Genomic DNA, 23,582 nt, shown 5'->3' with positions numbered 1-23,582 from the left:
TCAGCCCCAACGAATACGAACGCCGACACCACGCCGCTAAACTCACGCTCGCCGCGTGATCAAAGACGCGTGTCCACCATCACGGGGGAAGGCCCTCGCGTCCAACGAGCGGATCGCAGGCTTGCAGGCTATGACCCGCCGGCAGCTCCCCGCCGCTGAGGCCGAGAGTGACGAACCCGAGGCATGACAAGACCCACTCTCAGCTTTACCCAACTTGGCAGTCAATCTCATGCCTTACTGACTTCGGCTCGTCAGGGTGAACTATGGCGAAGTCCCTGATGGTTTCGGAGCGGCTCCTGTATCCCGTGGTGGGTGAGATACGCGGATGGGGGCGGGCTGACTCCTGCGGGACAGCAACGCCGGGAGACGGTGCGGATGCAGGCGGCCGAGCTGTTCGAGCAGAAGATCAAGTCGCTCGAGGTGGCACGGCGCCTGAGGGTGAGCCGGAAGTCGGCCTACCAGTGGCATCAGTTGTGGCGGGACGGCGGTCGTGAGGCACCGGGCTCCCGCGGCCCGAGTGGATCCCGGTGCCGTCTGTCCCCGCGCTGCCTGGAAAAACTGGCCGCGTATCTGGAGCAGGGTCCGGCCGCGCACGGCTGGGTGGAGGACCAGGTGTGGACCGCGGCGAGGGTGGCCACGCTGATCGGCAGGAAGTTCCACGTCTCCTACAGCGTCTCCGGCGCGACGAGGCTGATGCACCGGCTCGGCTTCAGCCCGCGGGTCCCCGCGCGGCGGGTCGCCGAACGCGACGAGCAGGCCGTCACCGCGTGGAAGGAGGCGACGTGGGCTGAGGTAAAAGAGCCCGGGCGGTCTGCGGGGGCTACGTCTGCTTCGAGGACGAAGCCGGATTCACCCGCCGGCCGCCCGGGGGACGCACCTGGGGCCGACGCGGCCAAACGCCGGTCGTGACGGTGAGTGGCCGCCGCTCGGGGCGCCTGTCGGTGGCCGAGCTGATCGCGATGCGTCCCGGTTCCCGGACCCGGCTGTGCCACCGCCTGCGCACCCGCCGAGCGGGCAGAGGCAAGCGCCGCAGTATGGGCGAGCGCGACTTCATCGCGCTGATCGACGGCGTCCACCAGCTCGTCAAAGCGCCACTCGTGCTGGTGTGGGACCGGTTGAACACCCACGTCTCCCGCGTCATGCGTGGGCTGATCGCCGAGCGCGAGTGGCTGACGGTGTTCCTGCTGCCCGCGTACTCGCCCGACCTCAACCCGGTCGAGTGGGTATGGGCGCACGTCAAGCGCAGCCTGGCCAACCTCGCCGTGGTCGCCCTCGACCGGCTCGAGACCCTCGTACGCAACCGACTCAAGCGCCTTCAGTACCGGTCCGGCACCCTCGACGGCTTCATAGCCGGTACCGGCCTGACCCTCGACGAACCACCGTCACCCTGACAAGTCGAAGTCAGTAATACTCCAGTGCGACTTCGTGATCTACGCTGAGGATGGCGTGAGGAGTCGCCGTCGGTAGTGGCAACGACGGGCGATGGCCTGGTGGCGTCTGCGCCAGTGTGACCAGTGCAGCAGCCTGCTCGGGGATGTCTTCGGTGGGGTCAGCAGGGCCCCGAACAGGTAGCGGATCTCCGGGACGGTCAGGTCTATCGGGTCGGTGCCGCGTGCCGGGCGGTTCGGTTGGGCGGGTCTCGTCTGTGCGGCGTCGGCGGCGAGAGCGGAGAGGAAGGCCAGCGCAAGCATGGCCAGGGTGATGTGCCGGTGCCAGGCGGTCCAGTGGCGGACCTGGTACTGGTCCAGTCCGACCTGGCCCTTCGTGGCCTGGAAGCACTCTTCGACGCACCACCTGGTCCCGGCCACCCGCACCAGTTCGGACAACGGCACCCGCTGCGGCGACCAGCACTGGCTTTGCGCAGCTGCCGGTACAGCGGGGCGATGCCTTCCGGGACGGGGGTACGGACCGGGCCGGGGTCGTGCGGTCCGGGCCGCCACACGCCAGTGGTGTTCCTCGGCAAGGACACGTCGGCGGGTGAAGTGGATGGGGCGTATGCCGCGGCGGTGCCATCCGGCGGGGGCGCCGGCGAAGGTGGTGCGGCCTTCCAGACGGAGCTGATCGCGGTGAAAGGTTCCGAAGAACAGGCATTCGGTCAAATCGGTATCGGTCAGGACCAGGTGCGCGGCGTCCACTCCCTGCACCGAGGCGACCCGGATGTTGGCAGATCCAGACAGCGCCTGCTCGCCCAGAGCGCCCCCGTCGGACTTGGTGAAGGGGGCTGCGGCGGCGGTGACGGCCACGGGAGCGGACAGCACCGCGTGGCTGAGGTTCACAGTCGCGTACCGCAGGCGAATGGTCACCGTTGACTCCCCCCGTGTCCGCTCGGCCACCACCCCCCGCGCAGCTATCTCCAGCGTCACCGGCACCCCGAACACTGCCCCGGACAGCACCACCGTTCCCCCACACACCATCGGCCCGAACACCGACACGCCCTCAAACCGAGCCTCGTCGAATCAGGCGTCGCCGGAGAACTGCGGCCCGCCGAAGTTGGCGCCGGAGAACTGCGCCCCGAGAAACACGGCGCGGCCGAGGTGGGGGTTGCCGGTGGTGGGGTTGCGGAGCGCGTCGAGGAGATCTCTGAGCAGTTGGTGGGTGAAAGGGGTGTCGCGATGGTCGATGTCGATGCCGGGCGTGAGACCGGACAGGTAAGTGGTCCGTTCGGCGTCGCTGAGGTGGGCGAGGCATGCGGTCTGGCCGGGGACGTGGATACCGGTGCAGCCAACCGGGTCGGTGGCCGGGTCCGCGCCCTGCCCGCAGTACGGCCAGGAAGGCGGCGAGGGTGTGCTCATGGTGGGGCGGCTCCACAGAGGTGTGTCGTGGCTTCGAACGAAAGGACGCTCTGTCGGCAGGGGCTGGTTCAGGCCCGGTCGCACCCCGTAGCCGTGGCCGGGCCATGGCCTGCCTGAGTACGTCAAGGCGTCATGGGCGCCAGTTCCGCGGAAGCCGCCCCGCCGCCTCTGCCCTGGCCCCCCGGTGCACGCCGTCCCTGCCCGATCGGAGCGGTCCAGGAGGCGGCTGCGTACGGTGGTGAACATGACGACGTCCCCTGCCTCTGCTGCGCCCGGCCCCGTGCCGGTGCGGGTCGTGCTGCCCGCGGACCCGGTGCTGGGGCATCCCGAGCAGGAGATCGTTGCGCGGCTGTGGAGGCGGCGGCAGACCGAGAACGGCTGGGTGTTCCTCGTCGGCCTACCGTTCTACGAGGGCAGCGAGGACGGCACCGTGCGGGCTGCGAAGTACCGGGGTATGGGTCCGCGCCCCGCAGCACGTGCGGCTGGTCGACGGCGTCGACTACGACCAGGTCCCCACCGACCGGCTGGAAGCGCCGGCGCCGCCCTCGGCCGTCCGGCGCGACCAGGGAAGCCGTCTTGCCCGCTCCGAAGCCCTGAACCACCCCGCATCGAAGCGGTTCCTCAGGCGCGTGCGAAGCGCAGCGCCTCCACGGCGATCCGGGCGGATGTGCCGATGACCGCGTCGGCTGCAGGCAGGATCGCGGAGGTGCGGGCGGTGCGGGTGGAGACGGCGACGGCGTAGCGGCCCCCGTCGGGGTACTCGATGACGCCGATCTCGCTGCGCAGGGTCGGCAGTGATCCGGTCTTACCTGCGACGCGTACATCGTCGAAGGGAAAACCGGCCGCGAGACGGTGCGGCCACACCTGAAGGCCCATCAGGCGCCGGATAGCGGCGCTGTGTTCGGCCGAGCAGGCGGTGTCGCGCCAGATCGCTGCGAGCAGCCGAGTCAGTTCGCGCGGGGTGCTGTGGTTGGCTTGCTCCGGGTCGAGTGCGCGCAGCCGGGCGATGACGTGCGGGTCGGCGAGGGCCTGCGCGCCGCCGGAACCGGTGTCCTCCTTCATGGCGGCCAGCATCGTCCCGAAGGAGTGCAGGGCCAGGGTCCGGGTGAGGCCGAGGCGGGACGTCGTGCGGTTCACGGCGTCCAGGCCGACGCGGGACAGGAGCAGATCGGCGGCGGCGTTGTCGCTGACGGCCATCATCAGGTAGGCGAGGTCACGCAGGGAGAGCCGGGCCGGGTCCAGCATGGCCGCCAGACCGGTCGGGCCCGGGGTGCGCCCGTCGGGCGGGCAGTCGACGGGCTCGGTCAGGTCCAGCTCGCCAGCCTGCGCCCGCTGGTGCAGGGCGACCAGCAGGGGCAGTTTGTGGATACTGGCGGTGCACATCAACTCGTCGCTGCGTAGGCCGAGTTCGGTGCCGGAATCGAGATCGAGGGCGTGCAGCCATCCGGTGACACCGGCGTCGGCGAAGGCGGTGAGAATGGCGGTGCGGGGGTCGGTCATAGCCAGTACTCCGCTGCGGGGCGCAGGTGCATCGAGCGTGTGGGGGCGTCGGGGCGCGCGTCGGCCGTGGCGCGCAGCGCTTGCTCGGCTGCCTCGGCGAAGGCGCGTACGGCAACGTCGCCGTGCCCGCGTGGCCAGGCGGCGGAGTGCCGCCAGGCCAGCGGTGCCCCGGTGAGCGGGCGCCACGCGAGATCGGGGTCCTCGGAGTCGCCCTGGGTGTCGCGCGGGGCGAAGGCGACGGCCGCGGCGGACAGCACGAGGCCGCGTACGAAGCTGGCACCCCGGCCGTGCCGGACGGCGGGCGGCGTGTAGCCGCCGCGCGCACAGGTGCTCAGCAGGTCGTCGTAGAGGGCGGGCGATCCGGAGCGCGGGAAGAGCACCAGGTCGTGCCCGGTGAGTGCGGTGAGGGGTACGTCGGTGTGCTTGGCAGCGGGCGAGGCGCGTGGCAGCAGGACACCAAGGTCACGGCGGAGCACCGGGCCGAGTTCGAGGCCGTTCACGTCGCAGGGGTGGTGCAGCAGTCCCACGTCGAGTTGGCGTGCCGCGAACCGGTCGAGCTGCTCGGCGGTCGACAGCTCGTTCAGCTCCAGCTCGACCGCCGGGCACTGTTCCTGAAATGCCGTCAGCAGGGCGGCGACCGTGGCACCGGCGATGTCGGGCGACAGCGCTGCACGCAACAGGCCACTCTCCCCGTCTCGGATCCGGCGGGCGGCGGCACGCAGCGTCCCTGCCCGGGCCAGCAGCTCGCGCGCCTCGGGCAGCAGCAGCGTCCCCGCCTTGGTGAGGGCTACCTTACGACTGCTGCGGTCGAACAGCCGCACCTCCAGCTCTCGCTCCAGGCGCTGAACGCGCTGCGACAGGGGCGGCTGGGCCATGCCCAGGCGGGCTGCGGCGCGGCCGAAGTGTGACTCTTCTGCAACAGTCACGAAGCATTCCAGGTGCCGAATCAGGTCCACGATCAGGAATCATATCCAAAGTTGATGGATAGATGATTCATATCGAACTTGGACATGGGGTGACCTCGCTTGCTCTCCTCACCACATGGCACACCTTTCCTCCAGAAGGAGACACTCGCGTTCCCCGCTCAAAGCCTTCGCGGCCGTGGCCGTGGTCTGCGCCGTGGCCGCGGGCGGCGCGTACGCCGCTGGAGTCGGCCCCTTCGACCGGGGCTCCGACGCCCCTGCCCCGGCTGCCGCCGACCAGGCGCGGGCCTTCCTCGCAGACTGGTCCGGCGGCCACTACGACCGGGCGGCGGCCCGCACCACCAACCCGTCCCGAGCCCGCGACGTGCTGCGCAGCTTCACCGCGGGTCTCGACATCGGCAAGCCTCGCCTGACGGCGGCCGCCGCCGAGCGCACCGCCGGCGATCGCGTTCGGGTCGCGTTCACCGCGAAGATGCCCGTCACCGGGCTCGGCACCTGGGTGTACAAGTCCCATGTCCCGCTGCAGGAACAGGCAAATGGCAGCTGGAAGGTCGACTGGTCTCTCGGTCTCGTGCATCCGCACCTGAGTGAGAAGGAGAAATTCCGCCTGGAGCGCCAGGACACCGCTGTGCCGCAGGTCGAAGACCGCAACGGCAAGGCCCTTACGGGCAAGGCATATCCGTCCCTGCAGCCGCTGCTCGCCCAGTTCACGGACGGCGGTGGAAGACCGCGCGGGTCGATCCTGCTCGTCGACCGCGTCACCGGGGAGACCAAGAGAACCGAAACTACGTTCGGAAGGCAGGCAGGCAAGGGCGGCGAGGCAGGTGACGCGCCGGTGAAGACCACGCTAGACGCCGCCTGGCAGTCCGCCGCCGACCGGGCGCTGGAGTCCGGGGCCGACGGCAGGAACGCCTCGCTCGTCGCCCTGCGCGTCGACAACGGCGAGATCCTCGCCATGGCCAACACCCCGGCCACCGGATTCAACCGGGCCGTCTCGGGCACCTACGCGCCCGGCTCCACCTGGAAGATCGTGACCAGCAGCGCGCTGCTGCTGAAGAACGCCGTGACCCCCGACACTGTGGTGGACTGCCCCAAGCACCTCATCGTGGGCAAGGAGTTCCACAACGTCGAGACGTCCGAATTCCGTGGCGCCACCTTCCAGAAGGACTTCACGGAGTCCTGCAACACGGCGTTCATCAGCTTGCGCGGAAAGCTCGGCGGTTCCGAACTGGGGGACGTGGCGCGCACGTACTTCGGCGTCGGACAGGAGTGGCACATCGGAATCCCCTCGTACGACGGGTCGGTGCCAAGGCCAGCGGACGAGACCGAGAAGGCCGCGTCGATGATCGGGCAGGGCCGCATCCAGGCCAACCCGCTGATCATGGCATCGGTCACCGCGACCGCGGCATCCGGCCGCTTCCATCAGCCGACCATCGTGCTCGGCAGCAAGGACGGCACCTCCACCACCCCGCTTCCCGCGGCGGTGGTCGGCCGGCTGCGCACCATGATGCGGGCCACCGTGACCGGCGGGACGGCGCACGTCCTGGCAGATCTGCCCGGGGAGATCGGCGCGAAGACGGGTACCGCGGAGGTCGCCGAGGGCGAGGAGAACAACGGCTGGCTCGTCGCGCAACGCGGCAATGTCGCCGTGGCCTGCGTGGTCGAGCAGGGCGTCACCGGTGGCGGTTCGGCCGGCCCGATCCTGCACAACCTGCTGTCCTCGGTACCCGGTGACCCGTCCTGAACCGGCGCACCACTCACCCGGCCGCTCCGATACTCACCCGCCCGGCCGCCACCACCTCGGCAAAGACGCGACGGCCAGCTGCCGGGATCCTGCCGGACAGTGCAGCGACGGTGGGCCCCTGACCTGCGGTGACGCATCCCCCCAAGACCTTCTTCGCAGCCCTGCACCGGGGTTACGAAGAAGGTCATGGGGGGGGCGGCTGGCCGGACGGCTGCTGCCACCGGCAGATACTGATTGCCGTGCACTTCCCCCTCCTGACCGCCGTCGAGGCGAACCCGTCTACCCAGCAGCCAGGGCCTTGTGGCTTTGTTGATCCTCCTCGCCACTCCTTGCAGGGCCCCTTCCCGGTGGGGTCGAGGGACATGATCGCCATGTAGACGCACTTCAGGGCCGCCTGCTCGTTGGGGAAGTGTCCGCGGGCCTTCACTGCCCGGCGGATGCGGGCGTTCACCGACTCGATCGCGTTCGTCGTGCAGACGATGCGGGGGATCTCGGTGTCGAAGCGCAGGAACGGGGTGAACTCTTCCCAGGCGTTCTCCCACCGTTTCACGATCGCCGGGTACTTCCGGCCCCAGGCGTCGGCGAACTCGGCGAACCGCTCCAGAGCGGCCTCCTCGGTCGGCGCCGTGTAGACCGGCTTGAGAAGGCGGGCGATCTTGTCCCAGTCCTGGCGGGCGGCATAGCGGAAGGAGTTCCGCAGCAGATGCACCACGCAGGTCTGCACGACGGTCCGCGGCCAGACGGTTTCCACCGCCTCGGGAGGCCCTTGAGCCCGTCGCAGACCAGCATGAGGACGTCGTTGACGCCGCGGTTCTTGATCTCGGTGAGGCTGTGCAGCCAGTGCTTGGCGCCCTCACCGCCGTCGCCGGCCCACAAGCCCAGGATCTCCCGCCGGCCGTCGGTGGTGACGGCCAGGGCCACATAGATCGGCCGGTTGGCGACCGCACCGTCGCGGATCTTGACGTGGATGGCGTCGATGAAGACCACCGGATAAACGGCTTGAGTTCTATCGGTGATTGCGAACGCCTGGGAGGCGGAGGGGGACGCCCCGCGGCTGGTGGCGAGCATGGATGAGGACTCGCCTGTCTTCGGTCCCGTGGCGTACAAGCTGAAGCTGTCGGATGCCATCCGTATGGGCTTGGTGGCGCCGTATCAGGTGCTCGTCATGGACATCCGGGACCCGGAGCTGTGGGCGGCGCTCCAGGCCGGGGACGCGGCCTCGGATCCACACCTAATGGGGGGAGGGCGGGGACCAGCGCGGGCGTGAAGGAGGTCACGCGCCGACCACGACGTCATCAGTGGCGTGGCAGGCCATCCGTCCGCTGCGCCGGTCCCGGCACGGTTTCGTTGCAGGGCATGGTGGCGGGAGGGCTACTTCCATAGAGAAGCGCGGTGGAAGTCGCTGAGCCGGTAGGCCATGACCACCTGTCCGCCCCGGCCGTCCTCCGTGACGTAGCGCCCGTTGCGGCGCAGTTGGATGAAGTACTTTCCGCCGTAGACGCTGGTGCCGTAGACGTTGAACCGCTGGTTCGAGTTGCCCTTGCACCGCCAGATGACAGGCCTGTCGTCGGAGGCGTTCGGCGAGTCCATGCACAGGTTCAGGTTGTAGGAAGGGTGGAAGTACCAACCGCCCTCCTTGGCCTTCTCCAGACACCAGCGCTGGTTGGAGCCGCCGTTCCGGTTCCAGGTGATGACCTTCGTGCCCGCTCCGCCGCCGCCGGAGGCGTCCAGGTAGTAACCCGTCTGCGAATTCCTGAACGTCACTTTCTGCGCACACTTGTTGACGCTGGCGGACATGGTCTGCTGGGCTGACGCAGTGGCAGGAAGCAGCCCCACTGCCAGCACCGAACCGGCCAGTACCGCGGCCGTCGCAAGACGCCTCATCCGTTCCCCCAGTTTGTCTACCGGCTGCCCCCACGCCATGTGTCGATGGGGCGTCAGCCTGCTTTCGTCCAGTCCTTCAGGAGCATAGGTGGATCGCCCGGACGTCCCGTACAGCACCGGTTGGAGATACCGGGTAAACTTCTACGGCATGATTTCCACGGCATCAGGTGACTTCGGAGATCTGGTGGCCTGTCTGCCTCCCTGCACCGACCCGAGGCGGCGTGTTCCAGGGAGATGCTCCTCAGGCTGAGACTGTCGACGGCCGCTTGCCACGGCCACCGTCGACCCTGGGCCGCCCGCGCTCCGGGCCGCGCGGCGACTTCCTCGGCCCCGACGCCCTCGGGAACATCGCCAGGGCCCACGCCCGGACCGCCGAGATCGAAGCTCCGGGCGACCGCGCGGTCACCGCGCACCCCCTGCGCCGGGGTCCGGCCCAGGAGACCGGCGAAGCGGGCCGGGACCCGACCACGCAGGGCCGGTGGAAGCCCGGCTCTCCCACGGTCCGCAAACACTGCATCGAGCCCGCCGAAGGCAAGTCCCGGCGCCGGGGGGGGGCTACTTGCTCAGCCGCTGTGGGCCACCACGGCATCGATGAGCGTGGGCCAGAGTTCCCGCGGGCGATCATGACCCATGTCGGGGACCAGCAGGAGTCGCGCGCCGGGCACCAGGTCCGCGGTGCGTCGACCGCCGCTGGGGTCGATCAGCGTGTCTTCCAGGCCGTGGATCACCAGCGTCGGCACCCGCAGTTCGCGAAGTGCGTCCGCGCGTGAGCCGCTGAGGATCATCGCGCCGAGCTGGCGCCCGACCCCCGCGGGGTAGTAGGCCCGGTCGTAGCCGGCGGCGGCCAGCTCGCGCAACGCCGCCGCGTCCCCGTACCGCTTGGAAGCCCATACCAGTTCGTCCTCCGCCGCCGCGATGTGACTCTCACGGTCCGCGGGCCTGGGCCTGAACAACACCGCCTGGGCCTCCGGGCTGGCCTGGCCGTACTCGCTCTCGCCGGTCGAGGACATCATCGACGTCAGGGTCAGAACCCGCTCGGGGCAGGAGAGGGCCATTGTCTGAGCGATCATTCCGCCCATCGAAGCACCGACCACGTGGGCACGTTCGACACCCAGCGCGGTGAGCAGGCCGAAGCCGTCGTCGGCCATGTCAGAGAGCCGGTAGGGAACCATCGCGAGCGCGGCTGGAATGTCTCCCGCGGTCACGGCGGCGATGAACTCGTCCATGTCGACGGGGTGATCCTCGAACTTGGTGGACAGCCCGCAGTCGCGGTTGTCGTACCGGATCACGTAACGACCGCGATCTGCCAGCGCCCGGCAGAAGTCCTCGGGCCAGGCGAGCATCTGCGCCCCGAAGCCCATCACAAGCAGGACAGGGGGGTCCCCGGGGTCACCGAAGGTCTCGTACGCGAGGGCCACTCCGGGAGACACGTCAACGATCGGCATGGGGGGAGGCTGCCACAACCGGCACCGCCACGCACCAGAAATATGCGTGCGTGACCTGCGCATTCTCCTGCAGGGCCGCATGTGATCCGCCGACCGGGCTGTGGCGCCCATGCGCGAGGAGCACGTCCGCGGGCGCGGAAGCCCGGACCACGCGGACGAGTGCGGATCCCTGTGCCAGGAGTATGTGCCGCGTCTCGACGAGGGCGCGGTGTGCCGGCACCTGCTGCGTCGAAGTGCGGGCGGAGGCGGCGACCGACATGCTGGACAAGACGCTGTCCGCTTGTGTTCGGGAGGACACCGTGATGACGGCCAAGCACAGTCCGTCCAGGGGGAAGGGCCCCGCCAAGGGCGACGAAGTCGCCTGGCGGAGCCACGGCAGCGAGACCACGGGCCAGGTGGAGAAGAAGATCACCGAGCGGACCGAGGCGGCCGGCCGCACGGTGGATGCTTCGCCGCAAGAGCCCCAGTACCAGGTCCGCAGTGACAAGAGCGGACGGTCGGCCGTCCACAAGCCGTCGGCCCTGAAGAGGAAGAAGTAGCCTTCGGTGCCGGTCGAAGACCGACGCGGGACGGGGGACGCGTTTCGGGATCTGGACAACATGCTGCCGTCTGCGTTGCAGGAGTGGCCGGCGACCGAGGAGTCCCGGGCGGCCGGTCAGCACACGGACGGCGGCGAGTCGACGGGCCATGCCTCGGGGCGCCGCATCGTGGCCATCCCGCGCAAGAAGAAGGCGGATCTGTCGGAGCCGGACCACGAGCACATGCACAAGGTGGTCGGTTACATCCGCCGCCACCTCGCGCAGCGGCCGTCCGGTGACGTACGCGGAACACGCTGGCGCCACTCACTGATGAGCTGGGGCCACGATCCCCTGCGGTAGCGCCGGTGTTCCTTCCCCGAACTGTGCTCCTTCCCCGCGCCGTGCTCGTTCCCCCTCCGGGAAGCAACCGGTGCTGCGTACCCGGCGGGAGGGGCGCAGGCTCCTCGGTCCGGTACGTCCGCAGCGTCTGCCCCCTCCTCCCCCCCGTCGACCGCACCCGCAGGGCGGCCCTCCGGCAGGGAGGCGGGTCGGCGCCGACGTGGCGACGACGCCTCCCCTCGTCCGGACGCCAGGTGATGCGTTGCGTCCCGTCTTCCAGCCCGAGCGGTGACCGCCCTCAGATCCCCGGGCCGGGTCGAGTCGGCGGTACCGACCGGGTGTAGAGACGACCGTCCCCGTCAGCCGCCCTGGTAGCCGTGGCGTCTCTCCACGGCGGAGCGGGTCCGTGCCCGGTCATCGGTGACCGCGACGGGCACCACGGCGACCGGGCAGGGCGAGTGGTACAGGACGGTGTGGGAGATCCGGCCGAGCTGGAGCCCGAAGTGCCCCGGACTACGGCAGGCACCGACCACGAGCAGATCGGCCTCGCACGCGGCGCCCAGGAGCACGCGCCGGGGCGGCCCCTCCACGAGGCGGCGTCGTACCTCGACCTTCGGCGGGACGTCCCGCAGCGCCGCTCCCAGAGCTTCGGCGGCTTGGTGCTCGCAACCGGCTGCTGGACGCCGGACCGTATGCGTTCACCTGGGTGGACGCGCTGACCCGGCGGTGCAGGGTGCGGTACATGCGGCGCCGCTCTGTCGGCGGCAGTAACGGTCGAAGTCGCCCAGCCTGGGGGCTACCGTCCGCGGACGGCGGCGCCCCGGGAGACGAAACCCCGCGCGCGCTGAGGGAGACTGGCGGCCTCCAGCGCACCGTATCTCCCGCTCGCCACGAGTTGGAACTTGACACCCTCCCGACCTTCGGGGTGCTCGTAGCCGTCGGGGAGGAACCGCCGGTAGTGCTCGCTGGCGCGTTGGAAGAACTGAGGGCGCTCGGAGCGGGAGAGACATCCCTCCAGATTGAGGAGGAAGAGGTAGTGACGAATCATACGAGTGAAGAGAAAGGGAGCCACAACGTCCAGGGCGTCGCGCTCCTCGAGCAAGTCGAAGCTCTCTTCGTACCGGCTGAAGACGTCGAAGTGGGTGCCGTCCGGTGAGCCTGCGGGGTGTTGAGTGTGCCGACGGCGGATCTGGACGCAGTTCCATTTCAGGACGGCGGCCCGGTCAGCGGCGAGCATGGCGCGGTGGACGACTGTGACCTCCTCGTGGAGACCGTCAGGGAACGCGAGTTCCTGCCGGATCCACAAGTCGCGGCGGATCAAACGGTCCCAGGAGTAGGCGGGAGCACCGAACAACTCGGGCTGATCGAGCGGGGCGAAAGGCTCACGTCCTTGCCGGGCGAGCAGATCGGCGGCGGCACCGGGCCATGAGCGGCCGCGATGGAGGCGAGTGTGCCCGAAGAGAAGAACATCCGGCTCGCCTGTCGCTTGCAGCCGATCGGCCATCGCCTGAAGCGTTTCACCCCCGATGATGTGATCGCTGTCCAGGAACAGCAGGTAGTCACCGGCGGCGCGCTCCGCCCCCGCGTTGCGTATTCGGCCGATGCCGGCGACGCCCGTCAGCCGCACGACCGAGACCCGCCCATCGCGCCGAGCATAGTCATCCACCAAGCCCGCAGGGCATTCAGCAGACTGGTCCAGGACCGCGACAACCTCCACGTCCCGGAAGGATTGGTTCAGTATCGAATTCAGGCAGACCCCCAGTTGTCCGTGAAGGTCGTACGCGGCGACTATGACGCTGATCATCGGTGTGAACTCCGCTCGAAACGCTGCGAGATGAACAGGGGGCGGGCCCGCCCCTGTCTTGATGCCGCCCGCGTACCTCCCCCCGGAGAGCAGGCGGCGTGACCCCGACCGGGGTCACTGTGTTCAGCGCGTCCCAGGCCCTGCGTGTCACAGGTGGCGGCCCATCGTTACAAGATCGCCAAGCTTGTGCTCGATCTCCTGCTGCTGTAGTGGCGCGTGCTGCCATGGCCGGTCCCGGTCGGATGGTGCGTCGCTGTGCCGGGGGTGACGTCGCGCGCCCGGTGCTCGCGGGTGACCGGCTGGTTGTGTGACACCCGGGCCCCTCGGTGCGCTGTAAGCGTGGGGCCCTCCTCCCGCAGGTGCCTGCCGCCCTCCAGTGCGGGCTCCTGCGCCACGGGGGCAGGCAGATGCCTTTTCGCTGGCGTCTGCCTGCCGGCCGCGGGCCTGGCCGGGACCGTGGTCCGTCATCCGGCGGGCCCCGGTACGGCTGAGCCGAATACAGTCCAGATCGCGCGATGGGCGAGGTGTGGCGTGCCGCCGATCAGCTGCTCGACCGCCCGGTGGCCGTCAAACTGCTGCGCGCGGCGGAGAGGACGCACACCGCACGTTTCCGCAGAGAAGCCCAGATCGCGGCGTGCCTGAATCATCCGAACGTGGTGGGCATGTACCACTTCGGCTCCCACAGTGCGGCGATGTTCACGATGCTGCCGCGGCTGCGCTTGAGGTGGGGCAGGGCGGCCTGGGCACCGAGGAAAGCACTGTCCGCATTGGTGGCCATGAAGTGGCGCCATTCGTCGCTCGTGAGCTCCTCGAAGGCGCGGGGGAAGGCGTTGCCGGCGTTCGAGACGAGGACGTCGATGCCGCCGAAGCGGTCGGCGGCCGCCCGCATCAGGGCGTCGAGGCCCTCGCGGGGGGGCGTCGGCCGTCACGGCGAGGGCGCGCTCCGGTCCGAGCTCGTCGACGAGCGCGTCGAGGCGCCGTGCCGTTACGACGACGTTGACACCAACTGGCGCATAAATGACGCGTACGTCCTCTGAGCGCGGACGACACACGCGCGGTGACCGTCTCGATCACCACCATCACGGCCCCGCCCGACCCGGCCGCCCTCAACCGCGCGACGGGAGCCCTCGTCGACCGTGCCCTGTGCGCCAGGCCCGCCAAACGATAGCCCCGTCAGAGGGGTTGGCGCCGAGGGTTCGTGTCCTTATCGTGTGAGCGAAACATGAGCACCCCTCACATTTAAGGATCACGGCGATGACCATCGTTCACCCTCCGCACCGCAGACTCAGATCCCTCCCGGTGGCCTTACTGCTCTTCGTGGCGAGCACCCTGCTGCTCGGCCTGACGCCGAGCAGTTCCGCGGCGGAGTCCAACTGGTGGGACCCCGTCGCACGGCCCACGCCCGACGCCCAGGTCAACGTCACGGGCGAGCCCTTCAAAGGCACCGACGCCGAGGGGAACGTACGGGGCTTCGTCGACGCCCACGACCACATCATGGCCAACGAGGGCTTCGGCGGTCGGCTGATCTGCGGCAAGCCGTTTTCGGAGCAGGGCGTCGCCGACGCGCTCAAGGACTGTCCCGAGCACTATCCCGACGGCTCGCTCGCCGTCTTCGACATGATCACCAAGGGCGGGGACGGCAGGCACGACCCCGTCGGGTGGCCGACCTTCAAGGACTGGCCCGCGCATGACTCGCTGACGCACCAGCAGAACTACTACGCCGGGATCGAGCGGGCTTGGCGCGCCGGTCAGCGCGTCCTGGTCAACGACCTCGTCACCAACGGCGTGATCTGCTCGGTCTACTTCTTCAAGGACCGCAGCTGCGACGAGATGACCGCCATCCGTCTGGAGGCGAAGAAGTCGTACGACATGCAGGCCTTCATCGACAAGATGTACGGCGGCCCGGGCAAGGGCTGGTTCCGGATCGTCACCGACAGCGCGCAGGCCCGCGAGGTCATCAAGCAGGGAAAGCTCGCCGTGGTCCTGGGGGTCGAGACCTCGGAGCCGTTCGGCTGCAAGCAGATCCTGGACCACGCGCAGTGCAGCAAGGCGGACATCGACCGGGGTCTGGACGAGCTGTACGGCCTCGGCGTGCGCAGCATGTTCCTGTGCCACAAGTTCGACAACGCCCTGTGCGGGGTGCGTTTCGACTCCGGCGCGCTCGGTACGGCCATCAACGTCGGCCAGTTCCTGTCGACCGGCACCTTCTGGAAGACGGAGCCCTGCCGCGGTCCCGAGCACGACAACCCCATCGGCAACGCGACGGCGGAACAGGCGGAGAAGCAGCTGCCGAAGGGCGTGTCCGTCCCCACGTACGCCTCGGGCGCGCAGTGCAACTCCCGAGGGCTCACCGACCTGGGCGCGTACGCGGTGCGCGGCATGATGAAGCGTCACATGATGCTGGAGCTCGATCACATGAGCGTCAAGGCCGCGGGCCAGGCCTTCGACATCCTTGAGTCCGCGTCGTACCCGGGCGCTCTCTCCTCGCACAGCTGGATGGACGCGGGCTGGACCGAGCGGCTCTACAACCTCGGCGGGTTCGCCGCCTACTACATGAGCGGCTCCGAGGGCTTCAGTGCGGAAGCCAAGGCCAAGGAGGCGCTGCGCGCGAAGTACCACGTCGGCCTCGGATACGGCACGGACATGAACGGCGTCGGCGGCTGGCCGGGCCCCCGGGGCGCCGACGCCCCCAACCCTGTGAAGTATCCGTTCCGCTCCGCGGACGGCGGCTCGTTGATCGACAAGCAGGTCACCGGCGAGCGCACCTGGAACTTCAACACCGACGGCGCCGCGCACTACGGCATGGTCCCGGACTGGATCGAGGACATCCACAACGTCGGCGGCCAGGGAGTCGTGAACGACCTCTTCTCGGGCGCCGAGTCCTACCTCCGCACCTGGGGCAGGACCGAGAAGCACACGCTCGGAACGAACTTGGCGTCGGGGGCGGCCGCTTCGGCGTCCTCCTCGGAGTGGTGGAACCCGATCGAGAGCTTCGTGCCCGGCAAAGCTGTCGACGGCGACATCGGCACGCGCTGGGCCAGTGAGTGGAGCGACGACCAGTGGCTGCGGATCGACCTGGGGTCCGCGAAGCCGGTCAGCCGCGTCACCCTCGACTGGCAGGCGGCGTACGCGAAGTCGTACCGCATCGAGCTGTCGGCCGACGGCACGAACTGGAAGACGGCGTGGTCCACGACATCCGGCGACGGTGGCCTGGACACGGCACGGTTCTCTCCGGCTCAAGCCCGCTACGTACGAGTTCACGGGCTTGCGCGGGGCACCCAGTGGGGCTACTCGCTGCGTGAGGTCGGCGTCTACGCCGACCGAGACCGCCCGTGAGGCGGCGCCAGGGCCTGGGCCGGCTCGATCAGCGTTCCTGATCCGGCCGGCCCAGGCCGATGAACCGAACCCGAGCAAGGAATCGCGTGATCACTCATCACCCCCAAGCGCGCCTCTGGCTTCTGAGCACGCCCAGCACCTCCTACGCCTTTCGGTTGGACGCCGACGACGTTCCCCGACACGTCCACTGGGGGCGGCCGTTGACTCTGGAGCAGGCCGTCACGGTCGCGGCCGACCTGCCCGCGCAGGACCCCGGCGGCGACGATCCGGGCGGTGAGGAGTACGCGGTCGAAGGCGGTCTGCGGTTCGGGGCGCCGTCGCTGACCGTCCGGTTCGCCGACGGCGTCCGCGGCTTCGCGTGGCGGTACGTCTCGCACACGGTCGAGGACGGCCTGCTCACGCTCTCCTTCACCGACCAGGCCCGCTCCCTCGATCTCGACCTCAACTACCAAGTCCGCGGTGGTCATGACCAGTTCGAGCGCTGGGCCGTCCTGACTGCGGGGGAGCCGGTGGACGTCCTGCGGTTCGACTCCGCCGCCTGGACGCTGCCCGCCCGCGACGACTACCGGGTCAGCCATGTGGTGGGCGAATGGGGCCGGGAGTTCCAGCTCCGGCGCGACCAAGTCCCCGTAGGAGAGACCGTGTTCACCAGCCGCCTCGGCATCACCGGACCGCACGCCGGTCCCTGGCTGATGCTCGATGCGCACGACGCCGCCGAGGAGCACGGCGAGGTCTGGAGCGCGGCCCTGGCCTGGAGCGGCAGCCGCCGCATCACCCTGCGCCGCGACCCGTACGGCCGCGTCACTTGGACCGGCGGATTCGGGCACGAGGGGCTGGTCTGGGAGCTGGGTGCCGGTGAGCAGTTGGAGACTCCCGTCTTCACCGGTCTCTACACCCTCGACGGCTTCGGCGGCACCAGCCGCCGCTGGCACGCCTACATCGAACGCCAGGTGCTCCCTGCCCGCCCTGCCGAACGCCCGTTGATCTTCAATTCATGGGAGGCGACCGAGTTCGACATCAGCGAGCAACAGCAGCGGGAGCTTGCTGAGTTGGCGGCGGGCATCGGCGTCGAGGTCTTCGTCGTGGACGACGCCTGGTTCGGCGCCCGCACCAGCGACCGGGCCGGGCTCGGCGACTGGTGGCCCAACCCCGACCGCTTCCCGAACGGCCTCGGCCCACTCGCCGACCACGTACGCGAGTTGGGCATGGGATTCGGCTTCTGGGTCGAACCCGAGGCTGTCAACCCCGACAGCGACCTTTACCGTACGCACCCGGACTGGATCCTCCACCAGGAAGGCCGCGCCCGTACGCAGCGCCGCAACCAGCACGTGCTCGACTTCGCACGCCGCGACGTCCGCGAATGGGCCGTGGACTGGCTGGTCAGGACCGTCACCGAGCTGGACGTCGTGTTCCTCAAGTGGGACATGAACCGCCCCTTCAGCGAGGCCGGACAGCCCGGGGCCGCCGACCCCGACCGGGTCTGGATCGAGCACACCCGAGGCGTGTACGAGGTGATGGACCGGCTGCGTGCCGCCCGGCCCGGCCTGTACCTGGAGGCGTGCGCGAGTGGCGGCGGCTGGGCCGACCTGGGCGTCCTGGCCCGCGCCGACCAGATCTGGACGTCGGACAACACCGATGCCGCCGACCGGGTCGCCATCCAGCACGGCCACGGCCAGCTGCTGCCCGCCCGCACGATGGGCGCGTGGGTCACCGACAGCCCGAACAGCCTCACCGCCCGCTCGACCCCGATCCGGTACCGCTTCCACGTATCGATGGCGGGGGCGATGGGCATCGGCGGCGACCTGCGCAAGTGGACGCAAGAGGACCTGGCCTGGTCCCGGATGCTCGTCGAGCAGTACAAGCGGATCCGGCCCGTGGTGCACGGCGGCGTCCAGTACCGTCTGGGGGACGACGCCGTGCAGTACCTCACCGAGGACGAGGTCGTCGTCTTCCAGTTCAAGGCGTCCGCGCTGACCCGCCGGATCGCCCGTACCCGCCTCACGTGCCTTGAACCTGACGCTAGTTACCGCGACGAGGACACGGGCGCGGTCCACGAGGGCGCGGTCCTGCTCAGCCACGGCCTGCCGCCCCTGCTGTCCTTCGACTGCACCAGCGAGCTCGTCCACCTCAGGAAGGTGCCCCGATGAGCCTCGCCCCGGAGCGGCCCCGGGCCCTGGCGGAGCCAACCCGTAAGGTCGGCTCCGGCTGGGTTGTCCTGTTCGTCCTGGCCAACATCGGGATGTACCTGCCGATGCAAGTGCCGACCACGTTCCTGATGCCCGAGCAGATCGCCGAGATCGACCCGGTGGGCAAGGTCGGCAGCTATGCCTGGGTCAGCATGATGGGCGCCGTCTCGGGCATCGTCATCGCGCCGCTGGCCGGCGCCCTCTGCGACCGCACCACGAGCCGGTTCGGGCGCCGCAGGCCGTGGCTGGTCGCCGGGTCACTGGTCTGCATGGCGGCGCTGGTGGGCACCGGCCTGCAGACGACGGTCGTCGGTGTCGCCGTCGGCTCTCTCGTGCTGTCCGCCTCATTCATGATCATCGGTGCCGGACTCTCCCCGGTGGTGCCCGACCAGGTCCCGGTGGAGCAGCGCGGTGTGGTGCTCGGCTGGGCCATGGTGCCGCAGGCGGGCGGCCTGATCGCGGGCGGGCTGCTGCTCGGTGTCGTCACGGGCTTCCCCGCGCAGTACGCGCTGATGGCGGTGATGCCGCTGCTCATCCTGCTGTTCGCGTTCACGATGAAGGACCCGCCGCTGCCGCTGCAGCACCGCGACCCGTTCTCGCTGCGCGCCTTCCTGCGCGGCTACCGGATCAGCCCGCGCCAGCACCCGGACTTCGTCTGGGCGATGACCTCCCGGTTCATCATGGGCCTCGGCTACGGGATGGGCACGCTCTACCTGCCGTACTTCCTCCAAGATGTGCTGCACTACGAGCAGTTGTTCCCCGGGCAGTCCACGGAGGACGGCCTGCTCATCGTGATCGGCATCAACTGCGTGGCCACGATCTCGACGGTCGTGCTCAGCGGCTGGCTGTCCGACCGGCTGGGCAAGCGGCGCATGCTCGTCTTTGTCGGCGGCGTCACGATGGCCGTCGCCGCGATCCCGCTCGCGTTGCGGCCCACGTGGACCGTGACGCTGGTCGCCGCTGTCATCCTGGGCCTGGGCTACGGCGTGTACCTGGCCGTCGACACGGCCCTGGTCACTGAGGTGCTCCCAGCCTCGGCCGATCGCGGCAAGGACATGGCCCTGGCGAACCTGATGACGTCCCTGCCGTATGTTCTGGTGCCCCCGATCGCCTCGGTCGTGCTGGGCAATCTGGGCGGCTACCGCTCGCTGTTCCTCTGCTCGGCGGCGATGTCCGTGCTGGGCGCGACGATGGTCTGGAACGTCAAGGGCGTTCGCTGAGCCGGTCGCCCAGATAGCTGTTGAGGACGCGCTTGCATTCGGCGATCAGCCGGGCGTCGCCCTGCGGATCGGTGGCGAACGCGAGTTTCAGCACGCTGTCCGCGCATTCGAGGGCCACCCGCACGGCGATGGCGAACTCGGGATCGCCCTGCCCCCCTGTCAGAGAGGACGTCAGTGAGCTCAGTCTTCCGGCGACCGCCGTGTTGTTGTCCCGGGTCGGCTCCAGGACATGGTCTTGTCCCACCGCGCCGAAGTCGACCACCCCGAACCCGGCGATCGTCCGGCGCATGGTGACGAACTCGTCGACCATCACCTCCACGATGCCCGCGATGTCTTCGGGTTCCTCGCGCTCCAGACGGCCCGAGACCCGCGCCAGGAAGGACTCCAGGTTGCGGGCGGCCAGCGCGCCGATCAGTCCCTCCCTGTCGGAGAAGAACTGGTAGAGGGTGCCGATCGGGACGTCGGCCCTGCGGGCCACCTCCTTGGTGGTCAGCGCGCCAAAGCCGACCTCGGCCAGGAGTTCGGCGCAGGCGTCGAGGAGCCGTTCGAAGCGTTCGGCGCTGCGCTTCTGTACCGGCCGCTTGCGCAGCGTCCCTGTAATGCGGTCCTGATTCACGCTTCCATCATCCCACCCAGGCCATTAACATGAGCCCTGCTCATGTTCCAGGAGGTTAGACGTGACGCTGAACCATCTCCCCGCCGACTTCATCTGGGGCGCCTCGACGGCGTCGTACCAGATCGAGGGCGCCACCAAGGAGGACGGCCGTGGGCCCTCCGTCTGGGACACCTTCACCGCCCGCCCCGGCACGGTCCGCGACGGGCACACCGGTGACGTGGCCTGCGACCACTACCACCGGTACGAGGAGGACCTCGCGCTGATGGCCGAGGCGGGCCTCACCGGCTACCGCTTCTCCCTCGCCTGGCCCCGCATCCAGCCGAGCGGCACGGGCCAGGTCAACGCCCATGGCCTGGACTTCTACGACCGGCTGGTCGACGGGCTGCTCGCGCGCGGCATCGAACCCGTCCCGACCCTCTACCACTGGGACCTCCCGCAGGCCCTCGAGGACGGCGGCGGCTGGCTGAACCGCGACACCGCGTACCGCTTCGCCGAGTACACGAGCATCGTCGCCGACAAGCTGGGCGACCGTGTCCAGAAGTGGATCACGCTCAATGAGCCGTTCGTCCACATGGTCTGGGGCTACGGCCTCGGCACCCACGCGCCGGGGCGCGCCCTCTACTTCGACTGCCTCCCGGTCGCCCACCACCAACTGCTCGGCCACGGCCTGGCGTTGAGGGAGTTGCGGGCACACGGCCTCCAGGTGTTGATCGCCAACAACTGCACCCCGGTGTGGCCGGCGTCGGACGCCCCTGCCGATGTCGCCGCCGCGCAGGCCTACGACAATCTGCACAACCGCCTGTTCAACGACCCGATCCTCACGGGCACTTACCCCGACCTGTCGGCCTTCGGCGCGGACGCCACCCTGGGCGGCTCCGTCCAAGACGGTGACCTCGAACTGATCTCGGCTCCTCTGGACGCGCTCGGCGTCAACTACTACAACCCGACCCGGATCCAGGCGCCGACGTCCGAAGGGCTGCCCTTCGAGGAGGCTCCCATCGAGGGCTACCGCCGTACCGCCTTCGGCTGGCCCGTCGTCCCCGACGGCCTACGCGAACTGCTCGTCGGCCTCAAGGAGCGCTACCCGGCACTTCCGCCGGTCCACATCACCGAGAACGGCTGCTCAGCCGAGGACGTCGTCGGCGCGGACGGCACCGTCCAGGACCTCGAGCGCATCGACTACTTGGACACCCACCTGCACGCCGTCGACGCCGCCGTGGCCCAAGGCGTCGATGTACGCGGCTACTTCACCTGGACCCTCATCGACAACTTCGAATGGGCCGAGGGCTTCCACCAGCGCTTCGGCCTCGTCCACGTCGACCATGACACCCAGGTCCGTACGCCGAAGGCATCCTTCACCTGGTACCGCGACCTCATCCGCAGCCATCGGACGACCGCGTGACCTGGCGCAACTGGGCAGGAAGCGAAGAGGCGCGGCCCGTGCGCGTCCACCGTCCGAGCAACTCGGCCGAGGTCGCCGAAGCCGTCAAGGACGCGAGGCGCAACGGGCAGCGAATCAAGGCCGTAGGCGCCGGACACTCCTTCAGCCCGGTCGCCGTGGCCCCCGGAGTCCAACTGCGCCTCGACGCCATGGACGGCCTGCGTGCGGTGGACCGGGCGAGCGGGCTGGTCACGGTCGAGGCCGGAATGCCGCTGTGGAAGCTCGGCCCGCTCCTCGCCGAGCACGGCCTCGCCCTGGAGATCATGGGGGACATCGACCGGCAGACCGTCTCCGGGGCGATCTCCACCGGGACGCACGGCTCGGGCCTGCGATTCGGTGGGATCGCCACGCAGGTCTGGGCGTTGCGCCTGGTCCTCGCGGACGGGTCGGTGGTCGACTGCTCCGCCGACGAGCGGCCCGAGCTGCTCCGGGCCGCCCGCGTCGGCCTCGGGGCACTCGGCATCATCACCGAGATCACCCTGCAGTGCGTCCCCCGATTCGCCCTCCACGCACGGGACGCCAGGATGCCACTCGCCGAGACGCTCGGCCGCCTCGACGAACTCACCGAGAACAACGACCACTTCGAGTTCTTCTGGTTCCCGCACAGCGCCACCACGCTGACCCGCCGCTTCCGCCGGATGCCCGGCGACACCCCGCTGAAGCCGATCGGCGACCTGACCCACCGCCTCGACACCACCGTCAGCGACCTCGGCTTCGAAGCACTGTGCCGACTCGGCACGAGACTCCCCGCATTGGTGCCGCCGATCACCCGGCTCGCCTCATGGGCGATGGCCACCCGCGAATGGACCGACCTCTCCCCGAACGTCTTCGCCTCACCCCGTGACGTTCGCTTCCACGAAGGAGAGTTCGCCATTCCCCGCGAACGGGCCGTCGAAGCGCTCAAGGAGATCGGGTACTGGATCCGGACCCGCGACGAGCGGGTGTCCTTCCCGCTGGAGGTCCGGTTCGCCGCCGCCGACGACATCTGGCTCTCCACGGCGCAGGGGCGCGAGACCTGCTACATCGCCTTCCACCAGTACCACCGCATGCCGTACGAAAGGTACTTCACAGCGTGCGAGGACATCCTCGGCTCCTACGGCGGCCGCCCGCACTGGGGCAAGATGCACAGCCTCGACGCCGCGACCCTGCGCCCTCGCTACCCGCGCTTCGACGACTTCGTGGCCCTGCGCGACGCCCTCGACCCGACCGGTCTCTTCGCCAATCCCTACCTCGACCGCATCCTTGGCCGCACGCCGGACGCGACCCGTTTCTGACAACGATGCCGACCCAGTGAAGGAAGTCTTCATGCGCACCGGCAGATCCCCGGGCCGCCTCGCGCGGGCCCTGGTTGTCGCGACGGCACTGGTGGCGGCGTTCACCCCGCCGTCGTCCGCCGCGGCCGGCAGCCCGTCGAACGTGAACCTGGTCAACCCGTTCATCGGCACGTCGGGCGCGAGCGACTCCGAGTACGGCGGGATGATCCCGAGCACGGCCCCACCGTTCGCCATGACCCGCTGGTCGCCGATGACCCGGCAGAACTACGTCAGCCGCACCCCCTACCGCTACGACGAGACGAAGATCAGCGGCTTCATCGGCACCCACCAGCCGGCGATCTGAATGGGTGACTCCGGCTACGTGGCGGCGATGCCCGGCGTCGACACGGTGAAGACGGCGGCCGACGACCGGGCGCTGCCGTTCAGCCACGCCGACGAGCACGCCGTGCCCGACCGCTACTCGGTCTAGTACTCCAGCAGTACTTCGTGGCTTGACCTGGGGAAACGTCGAGCGGTGGGAGTGTAGCGGGCGGGGGTTCGTCACGAATGGCTTCTGCCCA

19 protein-coding genes and 4 pseudogenes are annotated in these 23,582 nt (G+C 69.4%); 12 read left to right on the top strand and 11 right to left on the bottom strand.

Annotation, left to right across the window (positions count from 1 at the left end):
• Positions 1-369 precede the first annotated feature (369 nt).
• Both ACFC02_RS34190 and ACFC02_RS34185 read left to right on the top strand, forming a co-directional pair.
• Positions 370-909, top strand: coding sequence for a winged helix-turn-helix domain-containing protein (locus ACFC02_RS34190; protein WP_376365724.1), 540 nt, complete (start codon positions 370-372; stop codon positions 907-909).
• Positions 885-1,391, top strand: a pseudogene (locus tag ACFC02_RS34185) (transposase); the annotation flags it as partial. The gene ACFC02_RS34190 and the pseudogene ACFC02_RS34185, both read left to right, overlap by 25 nt.
• 258 nt (positions 1,392-1,649) lie before the next feature.
• Here the strand turns inward: ACFC02_RS34185 and ACFC02_RS34180 are convergent.
• The 4 genes and pseudogenes from ACFC02_RS34180 to ACFC02_RS34165 form a co-directional block, all read right to left on the bottom strand.
• Positions 1,650-1,823: pseudogene (locus ACFC02_RS34180) on the bottom strand (IS701 family transposase); the annotation flags it as partial.
• Between the two features lie 633 nt (positions 1,824-2,456).
• A complete protein-coding gene (locus ACFC02_RS34175) occupies positions 2,457-2,792 on the bottom strand; it encodes a hypothetical protein (RefSeq protein WP_376365720.1) in 336 nt (111 codons plus the stop codon).
• Positions 2,793-3,413: 621 nt separating this feature from the next.
• Complete coding sequence (locus tag ACFC02_RS34170; RefSeq protein ID WP_376365718.1) at positions 3,414-4,292, bottom strand: serine hydrolase; 879 nt, start codon at positions 4,290-4,292, stop codon at positions 3,414-3,416.
• Complete coding sequence (locus ACFC02_RS34165) at positions 4,289-5,218, bottom strand: LysR family transcriptional regulator (RefSeq protein ID WP_376365716.1); 930 nt, start codon at positions 5,216-5,218, stop codon at positions 4,289-4,291. The genes ACFC02_RS34170 and ACFC02_RS34165 overlap by 4 nt, the downstream gene beginning before the upstream one ends.
• Before the next feature lie 115 nt (positions 5,219-5,333).
• Here ACFC02_RS34165 and ACFC02_RS34160 point away from each other — a divergent pair, with 115 nt between their 5' ends.
• A complete protein-coding gene (locus ACFC02_RS34160) occupies positions 5,334-6,959 on the top strand; it encodes a penicillin-binding transpeptidase domain-containing protein (RefSeq protein ID WP_376365714.1) in 1,626 nt (541 codons plus the stop codon).
• Positions 6,960-7,296: 337 nt separating this feature from the next.
• Here the strand turns inward: ACFC02_RS34160 and ACFC02_RS34155 are convergent.
• From ACFC02_RS34155 to ACFC02_RS34145, 3 genes and pseudogenes are all read right to left on the bottom strand, one after another.
• Positions 7,297-8,069: pseudogene (locus tag ACFC02_RS34155) on the bottom strand (IS256 family transposase); the annotation flags it as partial.
• Positions 8,070-8,330: 261 nt separating this feature from the next.
• The gene (locus ACFC02_RS34150; protein WP_376365712.1) at positions 8,331-8,843 is read right to left on the bottom strand and encodes an RICIN domain-containing protein; all 513 of its coding nucleotides are present in this window, start codon (positions 8,841-8,843) and stop codon (positions 8,331-8,333) included.
• Between the two features lie 563 nt (positions 8,844-9,406).
• Positions 9,407-10,288: an alpha/beta fold hydrolase gene (locus ACFC02_RS34145; protein WP_376365710.1), complete on the bottom strand. Its 882-nt coding sequence runs from the start codon at positions 10,286-10,288 to the stop codon at positions 9,407-9,409.
• Between the two features lie 302 nt (positions 10,289-10,590).
• Between ACFC02_RS34145 and ACFC02_RS34140 the strand changes: the two genes are divergently transcribed.
• Positions 10,591-10,827: a DUF2945 domain-containing protein gene (locus ACFC02_RS34140; RefSeq protein ID WP_376365722.1), complete on the top strand. Its 237-nt coding sequence runs from the start codon at positions 10,591-10,593 to the stop codon at positions 10,825-10,827.
• 6 nt (positions 10,828-10,833) lie between these two features.
• Positions 10,834-11,166, top strand: a complete 333-nt coding sequence (locus tag ACFC02_RS34135) for a DUF3140 domain-containing protein (protein ID WP_376365708.1) — start codon at positions 10,834-10,836, stop codon at positions 11,164-11,166.
• 338 nt (positions 11,167-11,504) lie between these two features.
• Here ACFC02_RS34135 and ACFC02_RS34130 read toward each other — a convergent pair.
• The 3 genes and pseudogenes from ACFC02_RS34130 to ACFC02_RS34120 all read right to left on the bottom strand — a co-directional run.
• Positions 11,505-11,792 (bottom strand): annotated as a pseudogene (locus tag ACFC02_RS34130) (universal stress protein); the annotation flags it as partial.
• A 149-nt stretch (positions 11,793-11,941) separates the two neighbouring features.
• Positions 11,942-12,949 carry a glycosyltransferase family 2 protein gene (locus ACFC02_RS34125; RefSeq protein ID WP_376365706.1) on the bottom strand — a complete coding sequence of 336 codons (1,008 nt, stop codon included), beginning with the start codon at positions 12,947-12,949 and terminating at the stop codon, positions 11,942-11,944.
• A 643-nt stretch (positions 12,950-13,592) separates the two neighbouring features.
• On the bottom strand, positions 13,593-13,838 hold the full coding sequence (locus ACFC02_RS34120; RefSeq protein WP_376365704.1) for an SDR family NAD(P)-dependent oxidoreductase: 246 nt from the start codon (positions 13,836-13,838) through the stop codon (positions 13,593-13,595).
• 365 nt (positions 13,839-14,203) lie between these two features.
• Between ACFC02_RS34120 and ACFC02_RS34115 the strand changes: the two genes are divergently transcribed.
• Genes ACFC02_RS34115 through ACFC02_RS34105 form a run of 3 tightly spaced genes read left to right on the top strand, consistent with a single transcriptional unit; the run spans position 14,204 to position 19,691 of the window.
• On the top strand, positions 14,204-16,285 hold the full coding sequence (locus ACFC02_RS34115) for a discoidin domain-containing protein (protein ID WP_376365702.1): 2,082 nt from the start codon (positions 14,204-14,206) through the stop codon (positions 16,283-16,285).
• 59 nt (positions 16,286-16,344) lie between these two features.
• Positions 16,345-18,432: an alpha-galactosidase gene (locus ACFC02_RS34110; RefSeq protein WP_376365700.1), complete on the top strand. Its 2,088-nt coding sequence runs from the start codon at positions 16,345-16,347 to the stop codon at positions 18,430-18,432.
• The gene (locus ACFC02_RS34105) at positions 18,429-19,691 is read left to right on the top strand and encodes an MFS transporter (protein ID WP_376365698.1); all 1,263 of its coding nucleotides are present in this window, start codon (positions 18,429-18,431) and stop codon (positions 19,689-19,691) included. Before ACFC02_RS34110 ends, ACFC02_RS34105 begins: the two co-directional genes overlap by 4 nt.
• Here ACFC02_RS34105 and ACFC02_RS34100 read toward each other — a convergent pair.
• Positions 19,675-20,307 (bottom strand): TetR family transcriptional regulator, encoded by a 633-nt coding sequence (locus ACFC02_RS34100; protein ID WP_376365696.1) that lies wholly within the window; start codon positions 20,305-20,307, stop codon positions 19,675-19,677. The genes ACFC02_RS34105 and ACFC02_RS34100 overlap by 17 nt on opposite strands.
• A gap of 61 nt (positions 20,308-20,368) precedes the next feature.
• Here ACFC02_RS34100 and ACFC02_RS34095 point away from each other — a divergent pair, with 61 nt between their 5' ends.
• Genes ACFC02_RS34095 through ACFC02_RS34080 form a run of 4 tightly spaced genes read left to right on the top strand, consistent with a single transcriptional unit; the run spans position 20,369 to position 23,491 of the window.
• Positions 20,369-21,709, top strand: a complete 1,341-nt coding sequence (locus ACFC02_RS34095) for a GH1 family beta-glucosidase (RefSeq protein ID WP_376365694.1) — start codon at positions 20,369-20,371, stop codon at positions 21,707-21,709.
• The gene (locus ACFC02_RS34090; RefSeq protein WP_376365692.1) at positions 21,706-23,022 is read left to right on the top strand and encodes a D-arabinono-1,4-lactone oxidase; all 1,317 of its coding nucleotides are present in this window, start codon (positions 21,706-21,708) and stop codon (positions 23,020-23,022) included. The genes ACFC02_RS34095 and ACFC02_RS34090 overlap by 4 nt, the downstream gene beginning before the upstream one ends.
• A 31-nt stretch (positions 23,023-23,053) precedes the next feature.
• Complete coding sequence (locus ACFC02_RS34085) at positions 23,054-23,365, top strand: hypothetical protein (protein WP_376365690.1); 312 nt, start codon at positions 23,054-23,056, stop codon at positions 23,363-23,365.
• The gene (locus ACFC02_RS34080) at positions 23,366-23,491 is read left to right on the top strand and encodes a hypothetical protein (RefSeq protein ID WP_376365688.1); all 126 of its coding nucleotides are present in this window, start codon (positions 23,366-23,368) and stop codon (positions 23,489-23,491) included.
• The last annotated feature ends 91 nt before the right edge of the window (positions 23,492-23,582 follow it).

It is taken from the genome of Streptomyces sp. NPDC056160 (genome assembly GCF_042268205.1).
Taxonomy (GTDB): domain Bacteria; phylum Actinomycetota; class Actinomycetes; order Streptomycetales; family Streptomycetaceae; genus Streptomyces.
Note: the sequence above shows the minus strand (reverse complement) of the source record. Positions and strands in the feature narration are given on the sequence as shown.

What these genes read in the sequence shown, in the direction of transcription:
- ACFC02_RS34110 (WP_376365700.1), top strand. Translation starts at nt 16,345, where the DNA reads ATGAACCGAACCCGAGCAAGGAATCGCGTGATCACTCATCACCCCCAA.
- ACFC02_RS34125 (WP_376365706.1), bottom strand. Translation starts at nt 12,949, where the DNA reads ATGATCAGCGTCATAGTCGCCGCGTACGACCTTCACGGACAACTGGGG.
- ACFC02_RS34170 (WP_376365718.1), bottom strand. Translation starts at nt 4,292, where the DNA reads ATGACCGACCCCCGCACCGCCATTCTCACCGCCTTCGCCGACGCCGGT.
- ACFC02_RS34150 (WP_376365712.1), bottom strand. Translation starts at nt 8,843, where the DNA reads ATGAGGCGTCTTGCGACGGCCGCGGTACTGGCCGGTTCGGTGCTGGCA.
- ACFC02_RS34160 (WP_376365714.1), top strand. Translation starts at nt 5,334, where the DNA reads ATGGCACACCTTTCCTCCAGAAGGAGACACTCGCGTTCCCCGCTCAAA.
- ACFC02_RS34105 (WP_376365698.1), top strand. Translation starts at nt 18,429, where the DNA reads ATGAGCCTCGCCCCGGAGCGGCCCCGGGCCCTGGCGGAGCCAACCCGT.
- ACFC02_RS34115 (WP_376365702.1), top strand. Translation starts at nt 14,204, where the DNA reads ATGACCATCGTTCACCCTCCGCACCGCAGACTCAGATCCCTCCCGGTG.
- ACFC02_RS34120 (WP_376365704.1), bottom strand. Translation starts at nt 13,838, where the DNA reads ATGCGGGCGGCCGCCGACCGCTTCGGCGGCATCGACGTCCTCGTCTCG.
- ACFC02_RS34080 (WP_376365688.1), top strand. Translation starts at nt 23,366, where the DNA reads ATGGGTGACTCCGGCTACGTGGCGGCGATGCCCGGCGTCGACACGGTG.
- ACFC02_RS34140 (WP_376365722.1), top strand. Translation starts at nt 10,591, where the DNA reads ATGACGGCCAAGCACAGTCCGTCCAGGGGGAAGGGCCCCGCCAAGGGC.
- ACFC02_RS34145 (WP_376365710.1), bottom strand. Translation starts at nt 10,288, where the DNA reads ATGCCGATCGTTGACGTGTCTCCCGGAGTGGCCCTCGCGTACGAGACC.
- ACFC02_RS34175 (WP_376365720.1), bottom strand. Translation starts at nt 2,792, where the DNA reads ATGAGCACACCCTCGCCGCCTTCCTGGCCGTACTGCGGGCAGGGCGCG.
- ACFC02_RS34085 (WP_376365690.1), top strand. Translation starts at nt 23,054, where the DNA reads ATGCGCACCGGCAGATCCCCGGGCCGCCTCGCGCGGGCCCTGGTTGTC.